Raw genomic sequence first — 26,437 nt, 5'->3', positions numbered from 1 at the left:
AATGTGGACTTAGGAGAAATCAGCACTGATTTCCCTTTTCTTTGAGTATTTAGCGACAAAAGAGTCGATTGACCCGAGTTCGACTCGACAGGGTAGGTGGAGATCGCTAGAATGTCGCGTCTGAAATTTTGTCCTGAGACTAATCAGAGATGCCTTTTAACTAACATGTTCTATTCGACATGTTCAGTGCTAAAGAAGACGTCACTCATTAGTCCGATATCCAGAGCAAAGTGCTGTATAAGGCACAATTGACTGGTTATCGATGCTCATTTTAAAGAAGTACGTTTGGTACTAACAAGGATGAAGCGGAAGTATCCTCGTGATATTGACGCTCATACGCTCAGCCAACACTGAGCCAAACTGAGGTTTATACAATGCAAGTTACTGTTGAAACTCTAGAGGGCCTAGAGCGCCGTCTAAACATTACTGTTCCTGCTGCTAACATCGAAGACGCAGTGACAGCTGAACTACGCAACATCGCGAAAAACCGTCGTTTCGATGGTTTCCGTAAAGGCAAAGTGCCAATGAAGATGGTTGCTAAAATGTACGGCCAAGCAGTACGTCAAGACGTGATGGGTGAAGTTATGCAACGTCACTTCATCGAAGCAATCGTTTCTGAAAAAATCAATCCAGCAGGCGCACCAACTTTCGCTCCTGTTGAGAACGAAGCTGGTAAAGATCTAGTATTCACTGCAACTTTCGAAGTTTACCCAGAAGTTGAACTTAAGGGTCTAGAGAACGTTGTAGTTGAAAAACCAACGACTGAAGTACAAGACGCAGACGTTGAAGAGATGATCGAAACTCTACGTAAGCAGCAAGCAGCTTGGACTGAAGTTGAAGAAGCAGCTGAAGACGGCAAGCGTGTAACAATCGACTTCACTGGTTCTATCGACGGTGAAGAGTTCGAAGGCGGTAAAGCTGAGAACTTCCCACTAGAAATGGGCGCTGGTCGCATGATCCCAGGTTTTGAAGACGGTATCCAAGGTAAGACTGCGGGTATGGAATTCGAAATCGACGTAAACTTCCCAGAAGATTACCACGCTGAGAACCTAAAAGGTAAAGCAGCTAAGTTCCTAATCAAAGTGAACAAAGTTGAAGCTCAAGAACTACCAGAAATCAACGACGAGTTCGTTGCTAAGTTCGGTGTAGCTGAAGGCGGCGTTGACGCTCTTAAAGCTGAAGTTCGTAAGAACATGGAGCGTGAACTTAAGCAAGCAATCAAGAACCGCATCAAAGAGCAAGCGCTTGACGGTCTAGTTAAAGAGAACGACATCGACGTTCCTGCTGCACTAATCGATCAAGAGATCGGTGCTCTACGTCAGCAAGCTGCACAGCGTTTCGGCGGCAACCCAGAAGCTGCTGCTCAGCTTCCACGTGAGCTATTCGAAGAGCAAGCTAAGCGTCGCGTAGTTGTTGGTCTTCTTCTAGGTGAAGTGATCAAGTCTGAAGAGCTAGAAGCTAGCGATGAGAAAGTGAAAGAGCTTATCTCTGAAATGGCAACTGCATATGAAGATCCATCAGAAGTTATCGCTTACTACGAGCAAAACGAGCAAATGATGAACAACATGCGCAACGTTGCACTAGAAGAGCAAGCGATCGACGCGATCCTAGCTAAAGCACAGGTTTCTGACAAAGAAGTTAGCTTCAACGAGCTAATGAACCAGCAGCCTGCAGCTTAATAAGCAATATCTTGTATAGAAGGTTGACTTAGAGTCGACTTCTCTGCTAACAATGGTCCGTATGATGTTTATCATCCGGGCCATTTATTTTAGGGACATAAGAATATGAGCTACCAAGAAAAAAATGCAATGTCGCCAATTATGAACGCGCTAGTACCTATGGTGGTTGAACAAACTTCCCGCGGCGAACGCTCTTACGATATTTATTCGCGACTACTAAAAGAACGAATCATTTTCTTGACTGGTCAAGTGGAAGACAACATGGCGAATCTTATCGTCGCCCAAATGCTTTTCCTAGAATCAGAAAATCCTGACAAAGATATTTTCCTCTACATTAACTCACCAGGTGGCAGTGTAACAGCGGGTATGTCTATCTACGACACCATGCAGTTCATCAAACCTAACGTCAGCACACTGTGTACTGGTCAAGCATGTTCAATGGGTGCCTTCCTACTTGCTGGTGGTGCTCCAGGTAAACGCTTTGCGCTGCCAAACTCTCGCGTGATGATTCACCAACCGCTAGGCGGCTTCCAAGGTCAAGCATCTGATATTCAAATTCACGCGCAAGAAATCCTGACCATCAAAGAGAAGCTAAACAAACTTCTTGCTGAGCACTCAGGTCAACCACTCGAAGTTGTTGAAAAAGATACTGACCGTGACAACTTCATGTCAGCGGCTCAAGCAGCTGAATACGGTATTATCGACGAAGTTTTGACCCACCGCGGTTAACCCGTCATCGTTTGAGTGAAATAAGACTGGATTGCAGCCCTTGAAAAATGAATTCTCGGGCGCAATATAGTCTAAAGTGATATACACTCAAAACATAGAAAGTAAAGGCTAAGAGGTTAGCGAATGACAGATAAAAGCAAAGAGGGCGGTAGTGGTAAACTATTGTACTGCTCTTTCTGTGGCAAAAGTCAGCACGAAGTTCGCAAGCTAATCGCAGGTCCGTCTGTTTACATTTGCGATGAATGCGTTGACTTGTGCAACGACATTATCCGCGAAGAGATCAAAGATGTGCTGCCGAAGAAGGAATCTGAAGCGTTGCCAACGCCAAGAGACATTCGCGCGCACCTAGACGATTACGTAATCGGCCAAGACTATGCGAAGAAAGTTCTCTCTGTTGCCGTATACAACCACTATAAGCGCTTGCGCAATGGTGATACTACGGCAGACGGTGTTGAACTCGGTAAGAGTAACATCCTCCTTATCGGTCCAACAGGTAGTGGTAAAACGCTGCTTGCTGAGACGCTTGCTCGTTTCCTTGATGTTCCATTCACTATGGCCGACGCAACAACACTAACCGAAGCCGGTTATGTTGGTGAAGACGTAGAAAACATCATTCAGAAACTGCTGCAAAAGTGCGACTACGACGTAGCAAAAGCAGAGCGTGGTATCGTCTATATCGATGAAATCGACAAGATCTCACGCAAAGCAGAAAACCCATCAATTACGCGCGATGTATCCGGTGAAGGTGTGCAGCAAGCACTACTAAAACTGGTTGAAGGTACGATTGCTTCTGTTCCACCTCAAGGTGGTCGTAAGCATCCACAGCAAGAGTTCTTGCAAGTGGACACATCGAAAATCCTATTTATCTGTGGCGGTGCATTTGCTGGTCTAGATAAAGTGATTGACCAGCGTGTAGCAACGGGAACTGGTATTGGCTTTGGTGCGGAAGTTCGCTCTAAAGACGAAACTAAAACCGTTGGTGAGTTGTTCACTCAAGTTGAACCAGAAGATTTGGTTAAATACGGCCTTATCCCTGAGTTCATCGGCCGTCTTCCGGTCACAACGACCCTGACTGAACTTGATGAAGATGCACTTATCCAAATCCTAAACGAGCCGAAGAACGCCCTGACTAAGCAGTACGGTGCCTTGTTCGAGCTTGAAGGTGTTGAACTTGAGTTCCGCGAAGATGCACTACGTGCGATCGCTGCTAAAGCGATGGAGCGTAAAACAGGTGCTCGTGGTCTGCGTTCAATTCTTGAAGGTGTACTTCTTGAGACCATGTACGAGCTTCCATCGGCAACAGATGTAAGCAAGGTGGTTATCGACGAAAGTGTGATAAATGGTGAGTCAGAACCGCTACTTATCTACACCAACAACGACAATCAAGTGGCAAGCGCAGAGTAATTTGCCAAGTTCACTCAAAAAGGAGGTATCATTACCTCCTTTTTTTATTTCTTTATTGAATCCAACGAATACGCCCCCATATACTGAAAATAATACTAAGCGGAAGAGAGAATAATATGAACTTGGAACGTTCCGAGCGTATAGAAATCCCGGTATTGCCTCTGCGCGACGTTGTGGTATACCCACACATGGTGATTCCTTTGTTTGTTGGCCGCGAAAAGTCGATCAGCTGTTTAGAAGCAGCGATGGACAATGACAAACAAGTACTCCTAGTAGCTCAAAAAGAAGCAGATACTGAAGAGCCAACCATCGATGACCTGTATACCACGGGTACTGTTGCTACGATCCTGCAGCTACTAAAACTTCCTGACGGTACAGTGAAGGTGCTTGTTGAGGGTCAACAGCGAGCAAACATCAGTAGTTACCGTGATGAAGACTTTTTCGTTGCGGATGCAGAATTCCTAATTACTCCAGAGCTTGAAGAGCGCGAAGAAGAAGTCATTGTGCGCAGTGCCATTGACCAATTTGAAGGCTTCATCAAGCTGAACAAAAAAATTCCACCAGAGGTACTGACCTCTCTAGGTGGTATCGATGAAGCAGCCCGTCTTGCCGACACTATCGCTGCGCACATGCCGTTGAAACTCGCTGATAAGCAACAAGTGCTTGAATTGCTGGATGTGACAGAGCGTCTTGAATTCCTAATGGGACAAATGGAGTCGGAGATTGACTTATTACAAGTTGAGAAACGAATCCGTGGTCGCGTTAAGAAGCAGATGGAGAAATCACAGCGCGAGTACTACCTCAACGAGCAAATGAAGGCTATCCAAAAAGAGTTGGGTGACCTTGATGATGCGCCGGATGAGTTCGAGACGCTAAAAGCAAAAATCGAAGAATCGAAAATGCCAGCGGAAGCGAAAGAGAAGACAGAACAAGAGCTTCAAAAGCTTAAGATGATGTCTCCAATGTCCGCTGAAGCCACTGTGGTACGCAGCTACATCGATTGGATGGTAGGTGTACCGTGGGCGAAGCGCTCTAAGGTTAAGAAAAACCTAGCGAAAGCTGAAGAAGTACTGAACGAAGACCACTATGGTTTGGAACGCGTTAAAGAACGCATCCTTGAGTACTTAGCCGTGCAAAACCGCATCAATAAGCTTAAAGGTCCTATCCTATGTCTTGTTGGTCCTCCAGGTGTTGGTAAAACCTCTCTTGGTCGCTCGATTGCGGCAGCGACGGGCCGTAAGTACGTGCGTATGGCACTAGGCGGCGTGCGTGATGAGGCGGAAATCCGTGGTCACCGTCGTACTTACATTGGTTCGATGCCAGGTAAGCTTATCCAGAAAATGTCTAAGGTAGGCGTTAAGAACCCGCTATTCCTACTTGATGAGATCGATAAGATGTCATCGGACATGCGTGGCGATCCGTCTTCTGCACTGCTTGAGGTTCTGGACCCAGAGCAGAACAATGCATTTAACGATCACTATCTAGAAGTCGACTACGATCTCTCGGATGTGATGTTTGTGGCGACATCGAACTCGATGAACATTCCGGGCCCACTTTTGGACCGTATGGAAGTGATTCGTCTGTCGGGCTACACCGAAGATGAAAAGCTAAACATTGCGAAGCGTCACCTTGTTTCTAAACAGGTACAACGCAATGGCCTGAAAGCGCACGAGATTGAAATTGAAGACTCAGCGATCATCGGCATCATCCGTTACTACACTCGCGAAGCGGGCGTACGTAGCCTAGAGCGTGAAATCTCGAAGATCTGTCGTAAAGCTGTGAAGAACATCCTGCTTGATCCAGACCTGAAGAAAGTGACGGTCAACCAAGACAATCTGAAAGAATATCTTGGCGTACAGCGCTTTGACTACGGTAAAGCTGATGACAGCAACCGCATTGGTCAGGTGACAGGCCTAGCGTGGACAGAAGTGGGAGGCGACCTACTGACTATCGAAACAGAAGCGATGGTGGGTAAAGGTAAGCTGACGCAAACGGGTTCACTTGGCGACGTTATGCAAGAGTCGATTCAGGCGGCGATGACGGTGGTACGTTCGCGCGCTGAAAAGCTTGGTATTAACACTGACTTTTACGAGAAGCGTGATATCCACGTTCACGTACCTGAAGGTGCAACACCAAAAGATGGCCCAAGTGCGGGTATCGCGATGTGTACTGCGCTTGTTTCTAGCCTGACTGGCAACCCAGTAAAAGCTGAGGTAGCCATGACAGGTGAAATCACTTTGCGTGGTGAGGTGCTTCCAATCGGTGGCTTAAAGGAAAAACTGTTAGCAGCGCACCGTGGTGGTATCAAAACTGTGTTGATTCCTAAAGATAACGAGCGTGATCTGGAAGAGATTCCTGACAACGTTATCGCGGATCTAAAAGTGATTCCAGTTCAATGGATTGACGAAGTTCTTGAGGTAGCACTAGAGCGAGCACCGCTTGGAGCGGCGTTTGAACCTGTAAAATAGTGATGTGCCCCAAATTTAGGTAAAAGAAATACGCTGATAGGTAAAAAAAGCTTGTCAGCGTTTTTTTGTGGCACTAACTTTAGCTATGTAACTCCGAAGCCCTTGATAGACAAGGCTTGGAGTCTTTAACTACGAGAATGGAACTAACGTTACCTTTTAAAAATAATAATCTGGTAACAGAAAGGGGAAACACAGTGAATAAAACACAATTAGTGGAAAAAATCGCAGAGAACGCAGATCTATCTAAAGCTTCAGCTGGCCGTGCACTAGACGCTTTCATCGAAGCAGTGAGCACTACTCTAGAAGAAGGTGATCAAGTGGCTCTAGTTGGCTTTGGTACATTCAGCGTTCGTACTCGTGCAGCGCGTACTGGTCGTAACCCAAAAACTGGTGAAGAGATCCAAATCTCTGAAGCTAAAGTTCCTGCATTCAAAGCAGGTAAAGCGCTTAAAGACGCTTGTAACTAATCTTTTGTTGCAGTTAGTCGCAAACCTTGCATTAACTGCACAAAAATTAAGCTTTCAACAAGCTTAATCGACAAAAAAAGTCGAACCTTTTTTAAATATGCGCATCTTACTGATGCGCATTTCTTTTTCTGATATTATCCCAAGCAGTAGAAGATAACCCTTCCTATCTGGAGAGTAATAAAATTATGATGGAGCGAATTCGCGAAGGCGTGAATAGCATCGCGGTTAAAATTATCCTAGGACTCATTATTCTGTCTTTTGTGTTTGCAGGTGTAGGCAGCTATATCGCAGGCGGTATTGGCAACACAGCTGCAAAAGTGGGTAATGTTGAGATCGGTCGTGGCGAGTTTGAGCAAGCGTATCAAAACGAGCGTAATCGTATGCAATCGCAAATGGGCGAGTACTTCTCGACTCTACTTAGCGATCCAAGCTATGTCGCTTCTTTCCGTAAGTCTGTTCTGGACCGCATGATTGACGATGTCCTTCTTGAGCAACATGCAGAGTCTTTGGGCCTTCGTATTAGCGATGCTCAAATTCGTACTATGATGCTAGAAATGCCTCAGTTCCAAAATGATGGCAAGTTCGACCCAGAAATTTATCAAGCAACGCTTCGCCGTGCTGGCTTCAGCGCAGACAGCTTTGCTGAGTACCTTCGCCGTGACTTAGTTCGTAACCAACTGCTAAGTGCACTGCAAGGCAGTGAGTTTACGCTTCCGAGTGAAATTGAATCTCAAGGCAAGCTGTTAACTCAAACGCGTGATATCAAAACGCTGACTCTTTCTCTTGAGGAGTTCGCTAACAAAGCGACGATTACTGAAGAAGAGATTCAACAGTATTACGACGAAAACCCGGTTCAATTTACTCGCCCAGAGCAAGTAAAAGTGTCTTACATCGAGCTATCTGCGCAAGCGCTGAAAGACAGTGTTGAAGTCACCGATGCGGATGTACAGCAGTACTACGATGAGCACTTAGACAAGTACTCAACGTCTGAACAGCGTGAAGTTAGCCATATCCTAGTCCAAGGTGACGACGAAGCGAAAGCTCAAGCTATTCTTGACGAGCTAAATGCGGGCGCCGATTTCGCTACAGTCGCGAAAGAGAAATCTGAAGACATCGGTAGCTCTGAAGAAGGTGGCTCTCTAGGCTGGATTGAACGTGACGTGATGGACCCTGCATTTGAAGAAGCAGCATTTTCGCTTGCGAATGTTGGTGACCGTACGGGTCTAGTGAAATCTGACTTTGGCTACCACATCATCAAACTGGATGCGGTAAAAGCTTCTGAGTCTAAGCCTCTTGCTGAAGTGAAAGACGAAATCATCGCAGAACTGCGTGACCAGGTAGCGATTGATGAGTTCTACAGCCTTCAAAATGAGCTAGAGAAAGTTGCCTTTGAGTACCCAGACTCTTTGGATGATGCAGCAAAAGCAGTAAACCAAAAAGTCGTCACAACGGACTTCATCTCGCAAGTTGACGCACCTGAGATCCTAAGATCGCCTGCCGTTATGCAAGCACTAGAATCACCTGAAGTGAAAGAAGACGGTCTTAACTCAGAGGCAATGGAAATCGCACCTGAGCACATCATTGTGGTTCGTGTTGACGACGTTCGTGATCAAACGGTTCTTCCTTTAGAAGAAGTGAAAGAACAGGTTGAAACACAGCTAGCGAAAGTGAAAGGCGAACAAGCGGCAATGGAGCTTGGTGTTCAACTGGTTAATGACCTAAAAGAAGGCAAGACAGATACACTAGATGCAAATAGCCTAGTGTTTGGCGAGCTAGAAACAATCGACCGCAGCTCACCACTAGCCGGTACTGTATTTGCTATGTCTAAACCTGAAGAAGGTGCAGCAACCTTTGCTCAAACCAAAGACATGCAAGGCAATATTGTGGTCGTAGAGCTGAGCAAAGTGGCGTCTGATTACGACAATGCTTACAATGAGCAAATCGGTGCACAAATGGCGCGTGAAGCCACTCAGAAAGATCTGACTTCAGTTATCGCGATTTTGCGCAGCAATACTGAGATCGAGTACTTCTTGGACGCTCAGTAATAGGCCGCATAGATGTTGGTGCGTTCACATAAGAATGTAACTGATAGTTAAATAATAACGGACTGCCTCTGCAGTCCGTTATAGTTTCTGCTCCAATGACTTCCTCTCTCGCACTTATCCCTTAACTTGGCTCACTCGAACACCAAACAAATAGGGATTATCATGAAACTAATTACGTCAATCTGGCTTGCTATCGCTTTACTTGTTGCTCCTATAGGCTCTCTTTGGGCCTCTGAAGGAGGTAAATTAGAAGGTATAGAGATAACTGTGAATATCAACCAAGCGGAGCCAGAAGAGCTTGCAGAGCTTCTCAAAGGGGTTGGAATCGATAAGGCACAAAAGATAGTGGATTATCGAGAAGCCAACGGTAAGTTCAAGTCTGCCGACGATCTCACTCAGGTGAAAGGTATTGGTGCTGCGACGGTCGAGAAGAATCGCGACCGTATTATTCTATAGCGGCTTCAGTTCGCTATATCTGAGATACACCTCATCTACGATAGTGGTAATATAGTGCAAGACCCAAGCCTGCCATCAATCCAATGGCATGTGCTTGGGTTGCCACATTGGCTTCTATTAGTGCTGCTGTGGCGACGGAGGCGCCATAAATCGACTCCCAACCTACCTTAGCAACTCCACCTATGACGAGTAACCAACTGGACCGCCGTCCTTCTAAGGCTTCTTTCAACGCCCAGAAGGCGAAGACGGCATGCAATACACCGGACAGGCCAAGATATTGACCTAAAGACGTCATCAACAGTCCTGTACCTATGATAGTCGCACTGGCTAAAACGACGGCGACGAGAGTGCGCCATCTAGGACGAAACAGGTAGCAAATAACCCAAAGACCGGCTAGGTTCATTGCAAGGTGTGCTAAGTTGGTGTGGGAGAAGTTTCCTGTTACTATCCGCCACCACTGGCCTGAATAGATGGCTAGTTTATTCCATTCAACCCACTCTTGAAGCGTGGGCAGTTGAAGCAAAGCGCAGAGAAAACTAAACAGCGATAGCCTTATGACGAAAGAATTGTCCATGTCTCGTTATTGTCCAAAATGCCTCAAAGCAAAGCGGGCGTGTATATGTCAGTGGATAGAGCCCATCCACTGTGACACACAATTGATCATTTTGCAGCATACTAGCGAAGAAAAACGCCCCTTGGGCACTGCTCGAATTCTGTCTCTGTCCCTTGGCAATGCCTCTTTATTTGTTGGTGAGGATTTCAGTCAACACACTGAGTTAAATGCCTTAATTGATGACAAAGATTATCGTACCGTTGTGCTTTACCCCGGTGAAGGAGCACTGCCGGCAGAGACTCTAACTGATGATAGTGAGAGCAAGCCTCTTAGAGTGATATTACTGGACGGTACATGGAAAAAGGCATTTAAAATGTGGAAGCTGTCTACCAACCTACATTCATTGCCTTTGGTAAAGTTGGCCGATGATCTTATTGGTGATTACCGTATTCGCAAAGCACCGTCGAGCAATGCGCTATCGACCGTAGAAGCTGGGTTTCACTTACTTGAAACGATCGAGCCCAACATTGACTTTACACCCCTTGTTAATGCATTTAACGAGATGATTGGCTTTCAAATCAAAAACATGCCAGAAGGCGTTTTCGAACGAAACTATTGTGTTCAAAAATAGCGTGTTCAAAAACAGCGCGCTCAAAAACATCGCGATAAGAAATAAGGCGATAGAAAACTAGCTTGCAGCAAACAACTGTTGATGCATCTTTTGAGCATAACCATCTGTCATTGCCGAGACATAATCGGCGATAACGCGCATACCATCATCGTGTTGACCGCACGCTTTTTTCCATAAGTTACACGTCGACTCCGGTAATAGTCGTTCTGGGTCAGCGCTGAATGCCTCAAACAAATCCATTATGATTTGCTGGCCTTTGTACTCGAATATTTGTACCCGTGGTACCTGAATCACATAATCGCTGACGAACTGTTTCAGAACGTCAAGCACCGCGGCCATGCCTTCCTCAAGGTAGGCGTTGTAGGCAAGCAGCGGGCTCTCGAATTGATTGTTAACGACAGCTCTTACTTCAATGCTGGTCAATAGTGCGTTTACAATGCCGCCAATGGCATCTTTACGTTCATAGTGCTTACCAGAAAACAGCAGTTCAGAAATGGAGTCGATGTTCTCGGTTAACCAGTTGGGCTCTAGTTTCTTTAATGCCTCTGCAGCACTCAGTTGCCAACGCTCTTTATTGACGAGCTCAAGCACAATGGCATCTTCAAGATCGTGCACACCATAGGCGATGTCATCAGCAAGCTCCATGATCGAACAATCAAGAGACTTAAACTGTGTCTTGCGGTGGCCATTTGGCGATGTTTTTCCGGGGCGCATGGTTTGAAACAGCGCTTTATCGGATGGCGTTAAAGGTTGCAGTACCCAATCGAATTGAGCGTCATCTTTGTCGTAGATGCCTTTGGCTGGCGACCAGTCTTTGGCTTTAAGCTGACGCTGATGGGCAACCGGTTGAGGCAGTTTGTCAGAGCAAGTGCGGCTAAGCGGGGCGGGGTACTTCAACAGGCCTAACAAGGTTCTCCTGGTCAAGTTCATCCCGTGTGATTCAGTATAAGGTTCGAGTTGAGTGACGATTCGGAATGTTTGTGCATTGCCCTCAAAGCCACCGTATTCGCGCATCATGTAATTAAGCGCGACTTCACCACCGTGCCCATAGGGAGGGTGACCGATGTCATGCGCTAAACAGAGCGCTTCAATCAGAGCATCACAGGGCAATAATGCATCGAACTCGGGCTGTTTTTGTCGTAACTGCGCCACAATTCCTGAGCCAATTTGAGCCGCTTCAAGTGAGTGGGTAAGTCGAGTTCGATGAAAGTCATTCACCCCAGTGCCATGGACCTGGGTTTTAGCCTGCAGGCGACGAAACGCGGCTGAATGGAGTATTCTCGCCCTATCACGCTGGAATGGATCACGGTGATCGTTTCTTCTCAGCTTGTGTTCATCACTGTGTCTTGCTTGCCAGACATCCAGTTGCTCAAGAGTGGCTGCACTTAGCAGGGGATTTTTGTGATTCATGCTTTCTCCTGAATACTAGCTGATTTCATCCAACGATAATTCAAAGCTAGGAGCAAACGTATTCAGAAAGTAATCCATTTCTGGCGTTTTTCTCTCCTGCAGGGTCTGGTCCAAACGCTTTTTTGCTAACGCGTATTCGTGGTTACCCGCGCTCAGCTCTTCAAGGCACTTAAGGTAGGCACAGATAGAATCCGCCTGTTTGACGATCTGAGTATCCTCTTCGTATGCGGCATCTGAAATCAGGAAAGGTCGAAAGTCTTCTTGAAACTCCTCTGGGAGAAGCGATAACAACTTTTGCTCGGCTGCCGCTTCTATCTTTTTGTATTCTTTCGCTATTTCGGGGTTGTAGTACTTAACCGGAGTAGGGAGGTCTCCAGTCAATACTTCACTGGTGTCATGATACATGGCTAAGATTGCGATACGCTCTGGATTGGTATTGCCGCCAAATTTCTTATTTTTGATGATGGCTAGTGCATGGGCGACGAAGGCAACTTGGAGGCTATGTTCTGAGATGTTTTCAGTAGAGACAGAGCGCATAAGTGGCCAACGCTGGATCAGCTTCATGCGAGCAAGGTGAGCGAAAAAATGACTTTCTTTCATACAGCGAATCCCCTTAATACGCGCCAGAGTGACAGTTTGGCGCGTATTAAGAATAGGCTTAATGGCTGAAATATGAAAGAGTTACTGGCTATAGGTAGACAGGAATTTTTCAAATCGACCGATGGCCATTTCAAGATCTTCCACATGAGGAAGTGTGACGATTCTGAAGTGATCCGGCTTCGGCCAGTTGAAGCCAGTCCCCTGAACCAACAGTACTTTTTCCTGTTTAAGGAAATCGAGCACCATTTTTTGGTCATCCTTGATGTTGTACATCTTGGTATCAATTTTCGGGAACAGGTACATCGCCCCTTTAGGCTTCACACATGAAATTCCCGGTATCTGTGTGATTAGGTCATAAGCCTTATCACGCTGCTCAAGTAGGCGACCGCCAGGTAAAATGAGTTCATTAATACTCTGATAACCACCAAGTGCCGTTTGAATGGCATGCTGCATCGGCACATTGGCGCACAAACGCATTGAAGCAAGCATCTCTAGACCTGCAATATAGCCCGTTGCGTACTCTTTAGGGCCAGTCATGAACATCCAACCGCCGCGGAACCCACACACACGGTACGATTTCGAAAGACCATTAAAGGTCACAACCAGCACATCTTCCGTCAAGGTCGCGACAGAGGTGTGCGTCGCGCCATCGTAGAGAACCTTATCGTAGATCTCATCGGCAAAAATGATCAGCTTATGTTGGCGAGCAATCTCAATCACTTCGAGCAGGAAGTCACGACTGTAGACTGCTCCTGTTGGATTGTTCGGGTTGATGAGTACAATACCGCGTGTTTTTGGTGTGATTTTCTTCTTGATGTCATCCAGGTCTGGATACCAATCCGCTTCTTCATCACACAGGTAGTGAACCGGGTTACCGCCAGACAAGGATACCGCTGCCGTCCAAAGTGGATAATCAGGAGCGGGAACTAACATTTCATCCCCGTTGTTTAACAGTGCTTGCATCGCCATTACAATAAGCTCAGATACACCATTACCGATGTAAACATCTTCGACGTCTAAACTACGAATGCCTTTGCGTTGGTAATGTTGAACTACCGCTTTTCGAGCGGAGTATATACCTTTGGAATCGCAATAACCTTGAGAAGTCGGTAGGTTTCTGATGACATCGACTAAAATTTCATCAGGGGCGTCAAAACCAAATGGGGCGGGATTACCGATATTGAGTTTCAGTATTTTATGTCCCTCTTCCTCCATGCGTTTAGCATGTTTGAGTACAGGTCCCCTAATGTCGTAGCAGACATTATCGAGTTTTGACGACATCCCGATATTTTTCATTGTTATATTCCTAAAAATTCGATAATTTCTTTACTAAATTACACCAAATTGGCATTTGAAAGAATATAAATCTGCTAAAAGTGGAAAATAAAGAGACGGTATGAATAGGGTTGTACTGAGCAGGTTAACATTGCGAGCAATAAAACGGCTTGTTGCTTGATCTATGCGTTTGGTAGAAATAGAGTATTTCGTGTATATAGAAACAAATTTTAAGGTTATGAGGTTGATTTGTCTCAGTTAACAACGGCTATCGCTCAGCTTATCAGCAAGCTCGAAAAGGCACCACAAGGTTGCAAGCGCATTGAGCAAGAAATACAGGGTCATCCGAAATTTCATTGCATTGATTGGCTAGAAGCTCAACCTCACTTTCCAAAGTTCTATTGGCAGTCACGTGATACGCGTGAAGAGGTCGTTGCGCTTGGTCAGTTGCACACTTTCTCAGAAGCGTCTCCTGCCTACGCCATTCTCGCGGACAACCAACGTGTTTGGGGTGGTCGCTCATTTGATGGGCACACCGATAAAAACAGGCGCTGTATGTCGGCTTTCTTCTTTCTTCCTCAAGTCGAGTTAATCCGTTTTGACGCCTCTTGGCGCATCGCGGTCAACATCAGTATGAGCGTCGACAAGGCGATCGGTGCGCTCAAGCAATTGATAGCGGACGTGACAGAGCTGCCACCCCTGGCAACCTCTATTGTTGGCATGACACATACGCCAAACGAGCAGCAGTGGCATGAGCTGGTCGATGATGTGTTAACGGGGATTGAAGAGGACAGATTCAAGAAAGTGGTGTTAGCGCGCAAAACCACGATTGACATCAAAGACCCTATTTCACCGGCACAGCTTCTCAAAGCGAGTTATCGTGAAAACCACCATAGCTTTCACTTTCTCATGGCGTTATCAAAGGAACTTGCATTTGTAGGTTCCACACCAGAGCGCTTATATCGCCGTGTTGGCCAGCAACTTGAGACTGAAGCGCTAGCGGGGACCATCGGTCGTGGCGACAATGCCGCGCAAGATATGGAGCTTGCCAATTGGTTGACCCAAGATGTTAAGAACATCAATGAAAACCAATACGTGGTTGATGACATCTTGCAGAGCCTTGCTCCACATTCGAGTGAGGTGCATCTAGAGAAAGAGCTGCGCCTAGTTCGTCTTCGTAAAGTGCAGCATCTTAAGCGTAATATTGTCGCTCAGCTTAGTAAGGGCATCAATGCGGTTCAACTGCTGCAAGCTTTGCAACCAACGGCTGCGGTAGCGGGCTTGCCGCGCAGCGAAGCACTGGCTTATATCCAAGAGAATGAACCCTTTGCACGTGGTTGGTATGCCGGTTCCGTCGGCTATTTGAGTCATGAAAAAGCTGAGTTTTGCGTCGCGATTCGCAGTGCGCTGCTGATGAAAGATGAAGTTCAGCTTTTTGCGGGCGCAGGCATTGTTCCGGGGTCCGTTGCGGCTCATGAATGGCAAGAGCTCGATAAAAAGATGTCTACTTTATTGAGCCTTATTTCAGACAATCCATCGCTAGGGGTCGCATCATGAGTCTCAACCAGGCGGCTTTGAATCGGGTTTGGACTCAAGTTTTAATAGAAGAATGTTATCGACAAGGTGTAAGGCACATCTGCATTGCGCCAGGTTCACGCTCTACGCCGCTCACGCTTGAAGCAGTCGCTCATCCTGATATGACTGTGCATACTCATTTTGACGAGAGAGGTTTAGGTTTTTTAGCGCTGGGGCTAGCCAAATCGACTCACACTCCGGTTGCGGTTATTGTGACTTCGGGAACCGCTGTGGCGAACTTGTTGCCAGCGGTCGCGGAATCAAAACTCACCAAAGAGCCGCTGGTTCTGCTTACGTCAGATAGACCCGTTGAGCTGGTTGGCTGTGGCGCCAATCAAGCTATCGAGCAATCGGGGATCTTTTCTCAGCATGTTACTCATGCGCTTAATTTACCTTCCCCAAGTACGCAAGTCCCTCTTTCATGGCTTTTGACCTCCGTGGATCACGCGTTCGCTGAGCAAAAGCAGAAAGGCTCGAGCATTCATATTAATTGTCCCTTCCCTGAGCCTTTGTATGGCGGAGAGGACAAATCAGCGTTTAATGACTATTTATCGGCAATTGATGCCTGGTTGAATAGTGAACAGTGTTACGTAACCTATTCAGAACCGTTACCTAGCAGAGTCGATGTGGAAGACATAACGGCGCTTAATCTTGGTTTACACAAAGGAACCATTATAGTCGGCAATGTCACCTTGGCGGAGGCTGAAAAAGCCAAAGCGTTGGGCGTGCTGTTGGGATGGCCAGTGTTGTTCGACCCGCAGTCAGGTACTCATGATAAATGGCAGCGCTACGATATGTGGCTTCAGAACGTAAAGCTTAGCCAAAAACTGAGCGAAACTGACTTGATCGTTCAATTTGGGTCTAGGTTAGTATCGAAGCGACTTTTGGCTTGGGTGGATAGGCAAGTGTCGGAGCGATGCGATTACTTGGTTGTGTTGCCTTATCTCGATAGGCTGAATCCGAGTCATTTGAGGGTGAACTTTATTCATGCGGATATCCAAAGCTGGTTAGAGTCTGCGTCGAGTGTGATTTCCAATAGTAGCCACAAAGGGTGGGCGGATAGGCTTTCTTTGGCATCTCATTGCGTATTGGAGAACGTACCTCAAAGACCTCACATAACAGAGTTTGATGTCGCGAGAACAATAGAGCAATTACCGCAAGATACCGCATTGTTTATCGGCAACAGTCTGATCGTTAGGCTGGTGGATATGGTGACAGGTGTTCCATCGATTGAGACGTTTACTAATCGAGGCGCTTCCGGTATTGATGGCCTTGTCGCAACGGCGGCTGGGGTTCAGCGTGGTATTCAAGGCCCATTAGTGCTTTATATCGGTGACACATCACTTCTTTACGATCTGAATTCGCTCGCCCTGTTTTCGAATGTTAGTACGCCATCGGTCATTGTGGTAACCAACAATGATGGTGGTGCGATATTTGACATTTTGCCGGCACCCGCAGAGCACAAAAAGCAGTGCTATCAAATGCCTCATGGCTATCGATTTGAACACGCCGCAAAGCAGTTTGGATTGCAATATGCGGCGCCAGCGTCTTCAACTGAACTTAGCCAAGCTTTGTCTACCCACCTTGAACAGGGCGTTGGTGCGCTTTTGTTAGAAGTAACCACAGATCCTCACGAAGTGAGCACTCTTATACGTGAGCTGAGCCAATCGGTGGCGCAGTAACATGCTCGCAAGTCATTTTTCCCCAGCGAAGTCTGAAGAAAGCACGCAACTTCTGGTGTTTATACATGGTTTTCTGGGAGCTGGAGATGACTGGTTAGACGTATCTAAAGCGCTTCCTGATTACTCTCGCTTGATGATTGACCTTCCAGGGCATGGGAAAAGTTGTGCCATCAAAGGTGAAAGTTTTGACCAAGTTTGCAAAATGATTCGTGCGACAATACTAAACTGTATTGAAGCACAGAAACTTGGCACTACAGTGTCGGTATGTTTGGTCGGTTATTCGCTGGGTGCACGTTTGGCGATGTACCTAGTGACCGATTGTCACTCGAAGGCTGATGACTTTAACTCGTTAAAGATTAATGGATTAGTCATTGAGGGTGGTAATTTTGGTCTAGAAACAGAGAGTCTTCGCTCAGCTCGCCTCGATAACGATAGTCAATGGGCTGAGCGCTTTCGAGATGAAGAGATTGCAGCAGTTTTGACCGACTGGTATCGACAGCCGGTATTTTCCTCACTAAACCATGAGCAAAGACAACTTTTGATTGCCAAGCGTAGTGTTAACCTTGGGAGTGCATTAAGTGACATGCTGCTAGCAACCTCCCTAGCCAAACAGCCTTACTTGCTACCTCAAGTGCAGGCCTTGTCGTTTGAGCAAGGCAGAGTCCCGCTGTATATCTGCGGGGCGCTTGACCACAAATTTACTGAGCTTGCAAAAGAGAGCAATCTCCAAACCGAGGTGATTGCCAATGCGGGCCATAATGTACATAAAGAGCAGCCTGAAGCTTTTGCTTCAAAGCTGCGTAACTATCTAGAACAAAAGAGCTTAGGCTTAATAAAATAATTGGAATAGATCATGGCTAAAACCGTTGGATTAACAGAAGAAGAGCTTTACGCACCCGTAGATTGGGCCGATGTAACGGGTGATTTTGAAGAAATCAAATATCACAAATCTAAAGATGGCATTGCAAAAATCACGATCGCTCGCCCGCAAGTACACAATGCGTTTACGCCAAGAACTGTCAATGAAATGATTAAGGCGTTGGCAGATGCACGCTATGACGAAGGCGTTGGCGTTATCATTCTTACTGGTCTTGGTGAGAAGGCGTTCTGCTCCGGTGGTGATCAAAGCGTTCGTGGTGACTACGGCGGTTACCAAGATGATTCAGGTACTCACCACCTCAATGTTTTGGACTTCCAACGTCAAATCCGTACCTGCCCTAAGCCTGTGATTGCATCCGTAGCGGGTTGGGCTGTTGGTGGCGGTCACGTTCTGCACATGATGTGCGATCTAACTATCGCAGCAGAGAATGCTCAGTTTGGTCAAACTGGCCCTAAAGTAGGCTCGTTTGATGGCGGCTGGGGCGCGTCGTATATGGCTCGCATTGTAGGTCAGAAGAAAGCTCGTGAAATTTGGTTCTTATGCCGTTTCTATGATGCGCAAGAAGCTGTCGATATGGGGCTCGTCAACACAGTTGTGCCTCTCGAGGACCTAGAAAAAGAGACAGTGCGTTGGTGTCGTGAAGTGCTGCAACACAGCCCTATGGCGCTGCGCTGCCTGAAAGCTGCGCTCAACGCAGACTGTGATGGCCAAGCAGGTCTTCAGGAGTTGGCGGGTAATGCGACCATGATGTTCTATATGACCGAAGAGGGTCAAGAGGGTCGTAATGCTTTCAATGAGAAGCGTCGCCCAGACTTCGATAAGTTCCCAAGAAACCCGTAATTAAGGGCTTGCAGCACTCTCATTGTGCTGCAAACCAAGGTGACATTTTGCAACATTTTTGAGCAACAATTGTTTGGAACTCTTAATGCAAAATCGAGCCTAAATACGGTGTATTGTTCACTGCCACACATTTAGGTCTGTGGTGGTGATAACTTCTTATGAAGTGGGAAACAAACATGAGACAAGCAAAACTCTACCGCTACAGTCTGCCTATGGACAGTGGTGTTATTCTTCGCGATCAAAAACTTACCAACCGAGAGGGCTGGATTGTCGAGCTTTGCGACAGCGGCAAAACGGCGTTGGGAGAAATCGCGCCTCTTCCTGGATTTAGTCAAGAATCATTAGAAACCGCTGGCGTGCAAGCTCAAGAGCAGCTCGAGCTATGGGTCAATCAGCAACAGATCAATATCGAACAGTGTGTACCGTCAGTTGCGTTCGGTCTGTCTGCTGCATTGTTGGAACTCGAAGGCAGCCTACCTAGCGAAGGTAACTATCGTGCTGCGCCGCTATGCAGCGGCGATCCTGACGAGCTCATTCCAATTCTCAACAACATGCAAGGCAAGAAAGTCGCTAAGATCAAAGTCGGCTTGTACGAAGCGATTCGTGACGGTATGATTGTTAGCCTGTTCCTAGAGTCGATTCCAGATCTAACCCTAAGGCTTGATGCCAATCGAGCTTGGACTTTGGATAAAGCCAAGCAGTTCGCCAAGTACATATCACCGTCTCTAAGGCAGCGTATCGCGTTCATTGAAGAGCCTTGCCAGAGCCCCGGAGACAGTGTTTCCTTCGCCATTGATACGGGTATCGCCATTGCTTGGGATGAAACCCTTCAGGCAGCCGTACGTGAGCCTGATTTTTCCGTAAAACATCTGACTGGAGTGAAAGCTCTGATCATCAAACCAACCTTGGTTGGTAGTGTGCAAAAGTGTATTCGTTTGATCGAAGAAGCCAACAGCCATGCCATCAAAGTTGTGATTAGTTCAAGTCTTGAGTCGAGCGTTGGGTTGGGTCAATTGGCTCGGCTGTCACATTGGCAAGTGCCGGATGAAACGCCCGGTCTAGATACCATGCAATTGTTTGGTGCTCAACTTGAAACGCCTTGGCCGGGATGTTTATTGCCAGTCAAAACCTTGTCTGAGCAAACTTTATATTGGCAATCTCATGGGCATGCGACGGCTTAATGTCTAACACGACCCTTGTGAATCTCTGCGAGAAGTGGGCGCGGTATGCGCCCAATAAGATTGCCATTACCACCGCTACTGAATCCATTACTTGGCTCGAGCTTGCAAAACGAATCGATGGACTGGTGTCGACACTTCGATATCAAAATGTCCACGTGGGTAAGGTAGTCTGCCTTTCTGGACGTTCAGAACTTAGCCTAGTCCTAAGATACCTTGCTTGCTTGCAGCATGGAGCCGTGCCTGCACTTGTTGCCAATCAACCGCTGGAGCAGCTAACCGCTAAGTTTGACACTCTGTATCCGCCGACAGAAAGTGCCTGTGTTTGGGGGGGAATGGACGGCTATTCAAAAGCCGATGAATACTCGCTGCATAACATTGACAGAGGTGAAGCGCAGCAAAGCTCCTCACAAGAGTCAGTCAAAGATCTTCCAGCTGGTTCACCGATCGCGTCGATCGTCTTTACGTCCGGCTCGACAGGCCAGCCTAAAGCGGTTGTACATTCAGCTAATCACCATGTCGCCTCAGCAGAGGGGCTATTGGAGAAGTTCCAATATTCGAGTAGTGATACCTGGCTGCTCAGCCTGCCTATGTTTCATGTTTCGGGGTTAGCCATCGTTTGGCGCTGGCTCGTCACTGGTGGTGGGCTGTGTATAGCGTCAGGCGACTTTGCTAGTGATATTGCTAAGGTGACGCACGCTTCATTGGTGTCTACTCAACTAAAGCGTATCGTCGATAATGGTTGGGTTACCAGATTAAAGCGTGTGCTGCTTGGAGGCAGTCACATCCCGCACGAACTGATTAAACAAGCGCAATTGCAAGGCATCGAAGCGTGGATGGGATACGGCATGACAGAGACCGCTTCGACGGTGACGGCAAAACGAGTCGATAGTCATCCATCTTCAGGCTATTTGCTGCCAAGACGTGCGATTAAGGTTGAGAGTGAGCGTATCTATGTGGCAGGGGATACCTTAGCCGCGAGCTATTACGTCCAAGGAGCGCTTCGCCAACTAGAGTTAGTGGATGGATGGTTTGATACTAAGGACTTGGGACGTTGGAATGAGCAAGGCGAGCTCGTTGTGGTTGGGCGTGCTGATAACCTGTTTATCTCTGGTGGCGAAAATGTTCACTGTGAGGAGGTGGAAGCAGCGCTCAATCAATTGAGTGATATTTCCCAAAGCATCGTTGTTCCCGTGGAGGACACGGAGTTTGGAACTCGATGTATTGCTGTAGTTCAGTCTGACAGTTTACCAACGGTGGCCGCAATGAATGACATTTTGCGACCTCACTTACCTAAGTTCAAGCATCCAATTGGCTATGTTCAGATGCCGGAACATCTGCTTTCATCGGGGATTAAGGTCTCCAGAAAAGCAGTGAAGACCTGGTTAAGGTCTGCTCAATCGGATTTTATTGTTATTTCATAGTCCAAATCGGAATTTTCATTCCTGCCAGCGCTCACCATAATAACCCCACTAGAGTTGAGTGAGCGTAGGGAATGAATAAGCTTTTAATTGTCGCAATTGGATTGCAAATAGGGTTAGCGTTGACGTCCGATGGACTGATACAAGCATTAGCCGAATTGACGGCGTTTGTTTTGACGGTGTCACTATACCTTAACTATAAGAAAGCCAACGCTGATTCGGTGTCGCCTAGTAAGAAACTACAGCCCAATAACAACCCACAGCCTAATAACAACCGACAAATAGAGCATTGCGATCCTTAACGCGACGGCTTTAAGCCATCAATAACCAGCTAAGTGATGATACTGAAATCAGCAACCAAAGCGTCACACCAAACAGCATAGGTTTGCTACCAGCCTGTTTTAACCTCTCAATTGAAATACTGCTACCAATCAAGAACAAACACACCACCAGTAACTTTTTAGACACTGCAAAAATGCTTTGATAAGCAACCTCGAACTGCGGTAAGTAATCACTTACTAAGATCGCAACACAGTAGAAAAGAATGAAGTAGGGAATGGTGATCTTTTTGCTCTTGCTTCTAAACAGCAGTGCGCTAACTAACGCGACAGGAATAATCCATAGTGCGCGAGCAAGCTTGAGCGTGGTTGCCGTTGTGAGCGCTTCCTCACCGTAGGCGGACGCCGCACCAACCACAGAAGACGTGTCATGGATAGCGATTGCTGCCCAAGTCCCAAAAGTGTGCTGATCGAGCGCTAAAGCGTGTCCAATCACTGGGAAAACAAAGAGCGCGACAGAATTGAGAACGAACACGGTCGCCAGTGCGATAGCGATCTTTTCATCGTCTGCATCTATGGCCGGTGCGACTGCAGCAATTGCGCTGCCACCACAAATAGCCGTGCCTGATGAAATCAGATAACCCGTATGTTTGTCCAATCCCATTCTTTTAGCAAGAAACCAGCCGATGACTAAGGTACCAATGATGGTGGCTATGATGATGCCGATACCATCGCTTGTTGCCTTCATTGCCTGATCTAAATGTATGCCAAAACCCAGACCCACAATGGAGTATGCGAGTAGTTTTTTTGTGTACTTAGCGATAGGCAGTGTGTGTGGCACTAGGCTGAACGTGGTGAGTAGAAAACCTAGAATCAATGCCAAAGGTGAGCTTATCCACGGCGTGAGGCACGCAATTAACGCAAGGAAGAACAGAGGATAAGAACGCACAAGGGATAACATTAAGTACCTTACTAAAAAGACATTGAGAGCTAAGACCAGCTTAGTTGTGGATTGTATCGAGGGACAAGGGTCAGTAAAACACAGTTAAATTTAACGGGCGTTTAGTTTTTCTTAACGCCCGTTAAAATGAAAGCGAGTCTTAGCGATAATCACCGCGAAGTTGGGCGACTTTATCAAACATCGCTTGACTGGTGGCGTTTTCTGGCTGAACTGGATCGCCTGCTTCGAGCTCGAGTTTTGCTCTAAATCGAGTAGGGAAACCTTTACAAGCACGGCCTTTGTGGCGACTGAAGTAGCTACCCCAGAGCCCTTTTAGTGCCATTGGGATAACAGGTACCGGTGAACGCTTAAGCACAAGATCAATGCCGCGCATAAATTCATTCATTTCACCATCTGCTGTGAGACGTCCTTCAGGGAAGATGCAGACGATTTCGCCTTCAGCAAGCGCTTGTTCAATCTCGCCAAATGCGCGACGAATAGAGCCTTTGCGCTTGGCTGAAATAGGAATGACACCAGCGCGCTTGAGGAAGCGACGAACAGGCTTAAAGTTGGCGTAATCTTCTTCCATAACAAAGCGAATCAAGCGCGGGCTTGCTGCACTCATAACCAACGCATCCATGTAACTTACATGATTACACACGATCAATGCGCCGCCTTTTTCAGGCAGGTGATGCAAGTTCTTATGCGAGATGCGGTACATGATGGTAGTCAAAATCCAGATCAGGAAGCGAACCACAAAGATAGGTGCTTGCAAGAATAGATAGGTCGCCATCAAGAAGTTAAGTGCAGAGAGTACTAAGAACAACTCAACGATGGTGAGTTCAAGTATCGATAGTCCGACAATGCCCAGCACGGCACTGCCTACCATAAACAGTGAGTTGTATATGTTAAGCGCAGCAATGACTCGAGCACGTTCGTTTGGTTTCGCTTCTTGCTGCATCAAGGCATACAGAGGAACAATAAACAAACCGCCCGAAGCACCTAATGCGAGAAGGTAACCAAATACAGGCCAAAGCGCGGAGTAGGAAATAAACTCGCTAAACGACTCAAATTGCGGAAGCGCTTCTGGCACGGAGAAAGCCATAAGCGCGCCAAAAATAGTAATGCCGATGCTGCCAATAGGTACGATGCCGACATCAATGCGGTTTTTCGACATTTTGTCACACAGCATAGAGCCGAGCGCGATACCGACAGAGAAGAGAGCCAGGAGGAAAGAAACCGCAGCTTCATTACCCATCAAATGGATCTTGGTAAAGTTCGGGAACTGGGTTAGGTAAGCCGCGCCCAGAAACCAAAACCAGCTGATTGCCATAATGCTCTGGAACACCACCCGATCTTGGTGCGCTATCTTAAGGGTTTGCTTGGTTTGTTTTACTGGCTGCCAGCGAAACTTCAATTCAGGATCGGCTGCAGGCGCTTCTGGAATCGAGCGGCTAGAAATATAACCCGCGATAGCAAACAAGATCACGCTTCCTGCTGCTACGTATTTGGCATGTTCAGCTGAAGCAATTATCCCCGCACCTAAGGTACCGAGTAAGATAGCGAGAAAGGTACCGGTTTCTACTAGAGCATTACCAGACAATAGCTCATTGGGTTTTAGCTGCTGAGGGAGTAGAGCGTACTTAACTGGACCGAAGAAAGCGGACTGGGTTCCCATCAAAAATAGGAGTAGCAGCAAAATGCCATAGCTTTCAGTGACAAAGCCAATTGCGCCCAGGCACATGATGCCGATCTCAGCGAGTTTTACTTTGCGAATAAACCACGACTTTTCGTATTTATCGGCCAGAACCCCAGCTGATGCAGAAAATAGGAAAAACGGGAGAATAAACAAACCTGCGGCGAGGTTGATAAACAAGTTGCTTGAGATAGGCAGAACTTGCGGGCCAGCAAACGCAACAAACAAAAGTAGTACGTTTTTAAAAATGTTGTCGTTGAATGCGCCGAAAAACTGGGTAACAAAGTAGGGCATAAAGCGCCTTTCAGAGAGCAAAGACGCGGTTTTGGTGTTGGGCATTACCTTTCCTTTTGGTTACCAGCTTTTTAAATAGTTTGAGATGAGGTCTTTGATGAGCTCGTTGCCATCAACGGGCTCGGACGCGAAGAATTTATCGTCCACGCTTAATAGCGTAATACCATGAACACCGGCCCACAACACGCGGCTGGCTTTAATGACATCGGTCGATGACTTTTCTGGACGATAAACAGAGAGAAGGTGCTCAAGCATGCCGGTCATGCCGTCAATTCGCTGTGATTGCCATTCTGGCAGCGCATCTCCATTCATGTTGTGTTCGAATATAAGCTGCCAACGATACGGATACTTCTTAGCAAAATCATGATAGCAGCTTGCGAGTGCATACAGTGCTTCTTCGGTGTTTTGCGCTTGCTCAACAACGCCTTTTGCTTCTTGAGAAAGTTCATCAAGGGTACGAGCAACAGCGTGCAATAACAGTAAATTGTAACTGCCAAAAATATTAACCAGGGTGCTCGGCACATAGCCGATCATCGTAGCAATCTTGCGAAGGCTAAGTGAATGGTAGGAGTTCTCTGTTAGGTAGTCCCTGACTGTTGTGAGCGTCAGGTCTATGAGCTCTTCCCTAGTATGATCGTTTCTGCGGGCCATGGTTGGTGGATTCTTAATTGAACACGGTTCGTTATTTTAGTGGTGGGACCCTGTAGCGTCAACAAATGAAGCGTTGTGTTTCAAGGTTTCAGCTAACTTTTGAGATGATCGTCGGCAATCTGAGCTGATGACAAAATAATCGGATTCGTATTGTGTATACCGTAACAAACGTGCAATATCCTGAAACATGTCGGAGCTTCAGAAACATTTCTTTAATGCTAAGCTCAGTATATGATGCGTAGTAAGTCGAAATAGGACTTAAGACGTGACGTAACAATATAATTAAAGGTCTAGAATGAAACGTTTATTTTCTTTCGTCGCGCTGCTAGTACTAGCAGTTGCGGTGAATCCGGTAGCCGAAGCAAAGAAATTCGGTGGCGGTAAATCATTTGGTAAGAGCTTTAAAACCGCTCCTGCACCAAAGCAACAGCAACAAAACACGAATAACATCAGTCGTCAGGATCAAAACAAAGCTGGAAGCAGCAAGAAAGGTCTGATGGGTGGTATCTTAGGCGGCCTATTGGCGGGTGGCTTGCTTGCGGCATTCTTCGGTGGCGCATTCGAAGGCATCAATTTCATGGACATCTTGATCTTCGGTCTGATTGCGTTTGTGATCTTTAAGTTTATGCGAGGCATGCTTGGCGCTAAGCAGGGCAGTATGAACCAGCAGCGACAGCAACCAGCCTTCGGCGGCAATTCGCGTCAGCAATTTGAGCAGCCTTCGAACTTCCAAAACTTTGAACAGCCAGCATCCGCAGCATCGACGGGTGGTTTTGGTGCGGCAGGTCACAGCGACGTACCTCATAACTACCCACCGGGCTTTGATCAAGCAGCATTCTTGAATGGTGCGCGTGAGCACTACCGTATCCTACAAGGTGCTTGGAACCATAACGAGCTACATACGATCGAAGAATATGTGTCGCCAAGCCTGTTACAAGACCTAATCAGCGAGCGTGCTAAGCTAGAAGGCGAGCAACATACCGATGTAATGTATGTCGATGCTGAGGTGGTTCGAGCAGACTACGATGCGAATAAGGCGCAGCTAAGCCTACAATTCTCTGGTCGTTACCGCGATGCGGTAGAAAACATTGAAGAAGATATCGAAGACATTTGGCACCTAGAGCGTGACTTGACGGTTCCAAATGCACCATGGTTGATTGTTGGTATTCAAGGTTAATAACCTCTCGTTACCATAGCTACACCAATTACAAAAAACTGCAGATGAAAATCTGCAGTTTTTTTACATTTGAATATGCTCATTTGTTACGCTTTTCCTCTATAATCC

Annotated in this window: 23 protein-coding genes; 16 read left to right on the top strand and 7 right to left on the bottom strand. The window is 46.8% G+C overall.

What is annotated here, in order from left to right; all coding sequences use genetic code 11:
• Positions 1-374 precede the first annotated feature (374 nt).
• The 7 genes from tig (at position 375) to LY387_RS11925 (ending at position 9,248) form a co-directional block, all read left to right on the top strand.
• Positions 375-1,679 carry a trigger factor gene (gene tig / locus LY387_RS11955; protein WP_234494284.1) on the top strand — a complete coding sequence of 435 codons (1,305 nt, stop codon included), beginning with the start codon at positions 375-377 and terminating at the stop codon, positions 1,677-1,679.
• A 105-nt stretch (positions 1,680-1,784) separates the two neighbouring features.
• Positions 1,785-2,408: an ATP-dependent Clp endopeptidase proteolytic subunit ClpP gene (clpP, locus tag LY387_RS11950; protein WP_042474027.1), complete on the top strand. Its 624-nt coding sequence runs from the start codon at positions 1,785-1,787 to the stop codon at positions 2,406-2,408.
• Between the two features lie 123 nt (positions 2,409-2,531).
• Entirely contained in the window at positions 2,532-3,812 is a 1,281-nt protein-coding gene (clpX, locus tag LY387_RS11945; protein WP_042474030.1) for an ATP-dependent protease ATP-binding subunit ClpX, read from the top strand.
• Positions 3,813-3,928: 116 nt separating this feature from the next.
• Complete coding sequence (gene lon, locus LY387_RS11940; RefSeq protein WP_234494283.1) at positions 3,929-6,280, top strand: endopeptidase La; 2,352 nt, start codon at positions 3,929-3,931, stop codon at positions 6,278-6,280.
• Between the two features lie 194 nt (positions 6,281-6,474).
• A complete protein-coding gene (locus LY387_RS11935; RefSeq protein ID WP_006075676.1) occupies positions 6,475-6,747 on the top strand; it encodes an HU family DNA-binding protein in 273 nt (90 codons plus the stop codon).
• A 185-nt stretch (positions 6,748-6,932) separates the two neighbouring features.
• Complete coding sequence (gene ppiD, locus LY387_RS11930; RefSeq protein WP_234494282.1) at positions 6,933-8,792, top strand: peptidylprolyl isomerase; 1,860 nt, start codon at positions 6,933-6,935, stop codon at positions 8,790-8,792.
• Between the two features lie 162 nt (positions 8,793-8,954).
• Entirely contained in the window at positions 8,955-9,248 is a 294-nt protein-coding gene (locus tag LY387_RS11925; protein ID WP_234494281.1) for a ComEA family DNA-binding protein, read from the top strand.
• Positions 9,249-9,279: 31 nt separating this feature from the next.
• Here LY387_RS11925 and rrtA read toward each other — a convergent pair whose 3' ends face one another.
• On the bottom strand, positions 9,280-9,822 hold the full coding sequence (gene rrtA, locus LY387_RS11920) for a rhombosortase (protein WP_234494280.1): 543 nt from the start codon (positions 9,820-9,822) through the stop codon (positions 9,280-9,282).
• Here rrtA and LY387_RS11915 point away from each other — a divergent pair.
• On the top strand, positions 9,821-10,432 hold the full coding sequence (locus LY387_RS11915) for a tRNA-uridine aminocarboxypropyltransferase (protein WP_234494279.1): 612 nt from the start codon (positions 9,821-9,823) through the stop codon (positions 10,430-10,432). The two genes, rrtA and LY387_RS11915, sit on opposite strands and share 2 nt — an antisense overlap.
• Before the next feature lie 57 nt (positions 10,433-10,489).
• Here LY387_RS11915 and LY387_RS11910 read toward each other — a convergent pair whose 3' ends face one another.
• The 3 genes from LY387_RS11910 to LY387_RS11900 form a co-directional block, all read right to left on the bottom strand.
• On the bottom strand, positions 10,490-11,842 hold the full coding sequence (locus LY387_RS11910; RefSeq protein ID WP_234494278.1) for an anti-phage deoxyguanosine triphosphatase: 1,353 nt from the start codon (positions 11,840-11,842) through the stop codon (positions 10,490-10,492).
• A gap of 15 nt (positions 11,843-11,857) precedes the next feature.
• Positions 11,858-12,442 carry a 5'-deoxynucleotidase gene (gene yfbR / locus LY387_RS11905; RefSeq protein WP_234494277.1) on the bottom strand — a complete coding sequence of 195 codons (585 nt, stop codon included), beginning with the start codon at positions 12,440-12,442 and terminating at the stop codon, positions 11,858-11,860.
• An 81-nt stretch (positions 12,443-12,523) separates the two neighbouring features.
• The gene (locus LY387_RS11900; RefSeq protein ID WP_234494276.1) at positions 12,524-13,738 is read right to left on the bottom strand and encodes a pyridoxal phosphate-dependent aminotransferase; all 1,215 of its coding nucleotides are present in this window, start codon (positions 13,736-13,738) and stop codon (positions 12,524-12,526) included.
• 228 nt (positions 13,739-13,966) lie between these two features.
• Between LY387_RS11900 and LY387_RS11895 the strand changes: the two genes are divergently transcribed.
• From LY387_RS11895 to LY387_RS11865, 7 genes are all read left to right on the top strand, one after another.
• Positions 13,967-15,274, top strand: a complete 1,308-nt coding sequence (locus LY387_RS11895; RefSeq protein WP_234494275.1) for an isochorismate synthase — start codon at positions 13,967-13,969, stop codon at positions 15,272-15,274.
• Entirely contained in the window at positions 15,271-16,974 is a 1,704-nt protein-coding gene (menD, locus tag LY387_RS11890) for a 2-succinyl-5-enolpyruvyl-6-hydroxy-3-cyclohexene-1-carboxylic-acid synthase (RefSeq protein ID WP_234494274.1), read from the top strand. The genes LY387_RS11895 and menD overlap by 4 nt, the downstream gene beginning before the upstream one ends.
• A gap of 1 nt (position 16,975) precedes the next feature.
• The gene (gene menH, locus LY387_RS11885) at positions 16,976-17,815 is read left to right on the top strand and encodes a 2-succinyl-6-hydroxy-2,4-cyclohexadiene-1-carboxylate synthase (RefSeq protein ID WP_234494273.1); all 840 of its coding nucleotides are present in this window, start codon (positions 16,976-16,978) and stop codon (positions 17,813-17,815) included.
• 12 nt (positions 17,816-17,827) lie between these two features.
• Entirely contained in the window at positions 17,828-18,694 is an 867-nt protein-coding gene (gene menB, locus LY387_RS11880; protein ID WP_128649945.1) for a 1,4-dihydroxy-2-naphthoyl-CoA synthase, read from the top strand.
• A gap of 176 nt (positions 18,695-18,870) precedes the next feature.
• On the top strand, positions 18,871-19,875 hold the full coding sequence (gene menC, locus LY387_RS11875) for an o-succinylbenzoate synthase (protein WP_234494272.1): 1,005 nt from the start codon (positions 18,871-18,873) through the stop codon (positions 19,873-19,875).
• Positions 19,875-21,296, top strand: a complete 1,422-nt coding sequence (gene menE / locus LY387_RS11870; RefSeq protein WP_234494271.1) for an o-succinylbenzoate--CoA ligase — start codon at positions 19,875-19,877, stop codon at positions 21,294-21,296. The genes menC and menE overlap by 1 nt, the downstream gene beginning before the upstream one ends.
• 71 nt (positions 21,297-21,367) lie before the next feature.
• Positions 21,368-21,595: a hypothetical protein gene (locus tag LY387_RS11865; protein WP_234494270.1), complete on the top strand. Its 228-nt coding sequence runs from the start codon at positions 21,368-21,370 to the stop codon at positions 21,593-21,595.
• Between the two features lie 10 nt (positions 21,596-21,605).
• Here the strand turns inward: LY387_RS11865 and LY387_RS11860 are convergent, their stop codons facing one another.
• The 3 genes from LY387_RS11860 to LY387_RS11850 form a co-directional block, all read right to left on the bottom strand.
• Complete coding sequence (locus LY387_RS11860; RefSeq protein WP_234494269.1) at positions 21,606-22,532, bottom strand: YeiH family protein; 927 nt, start codon at positions 22,530-22,532, stop codon at positions 21,606-21,608.
• Positions 22,533-22,671: 139 nt separating this feature from the next.
• A complete protein-coding gene (locus LY387_RS11855) occupies positions 22,672-24,546 on the bottom strand; it encodes an MFS transporter (RefSeq protein ID WP_234494268.1) in 1,875 nt (624 codons plus the stop codon).
• Positions 24,547-24,561: 15 nt separating this feature from the next.
• Positions 24,562-25,152, bottom strand: coding sequence for a TetR/AcrR family transcriptional regulator (locus LY387_RS11850; RefSeq protein WP_234494267.1), 591 nt, complete (start codon positions 25,150-25,152; stop codon positions 24,562-24,564).
• Between the two features lie 295 nt (positions 25,153-25,447).
• Between LY387_RS11850 and LY387_RS11845 the strand changes: the two genes are divergently transcribed.
• On the top strand, positions 25,448-26,329 hold the full coding sequence (locus tag LY387_RS11845; RefSeq protein ID WP_128649052.1) for a Tim44 domain-containing protein: 882 nt from the start codon (positions 25,448-25,450) through the stop codon (positions 26,327-26,329).
• The last annotated feature ends 108 nt before the right edge of the window (positions 26,330-26,437 follow it).

The organism is Vibrio maritimus, assembly GCF_021441885.1.
In the GTDB taxonomy this organism is placed as follows: Bacteria; Pseudomonadota; Gammaproteobacteria; order Enterobacterales; family Vibrionaceae; genus Vibrio; species Vibrio maritimus_B.
This window is presented reverse-complemented; position numbering and strand designations above follow the sequence as displayed.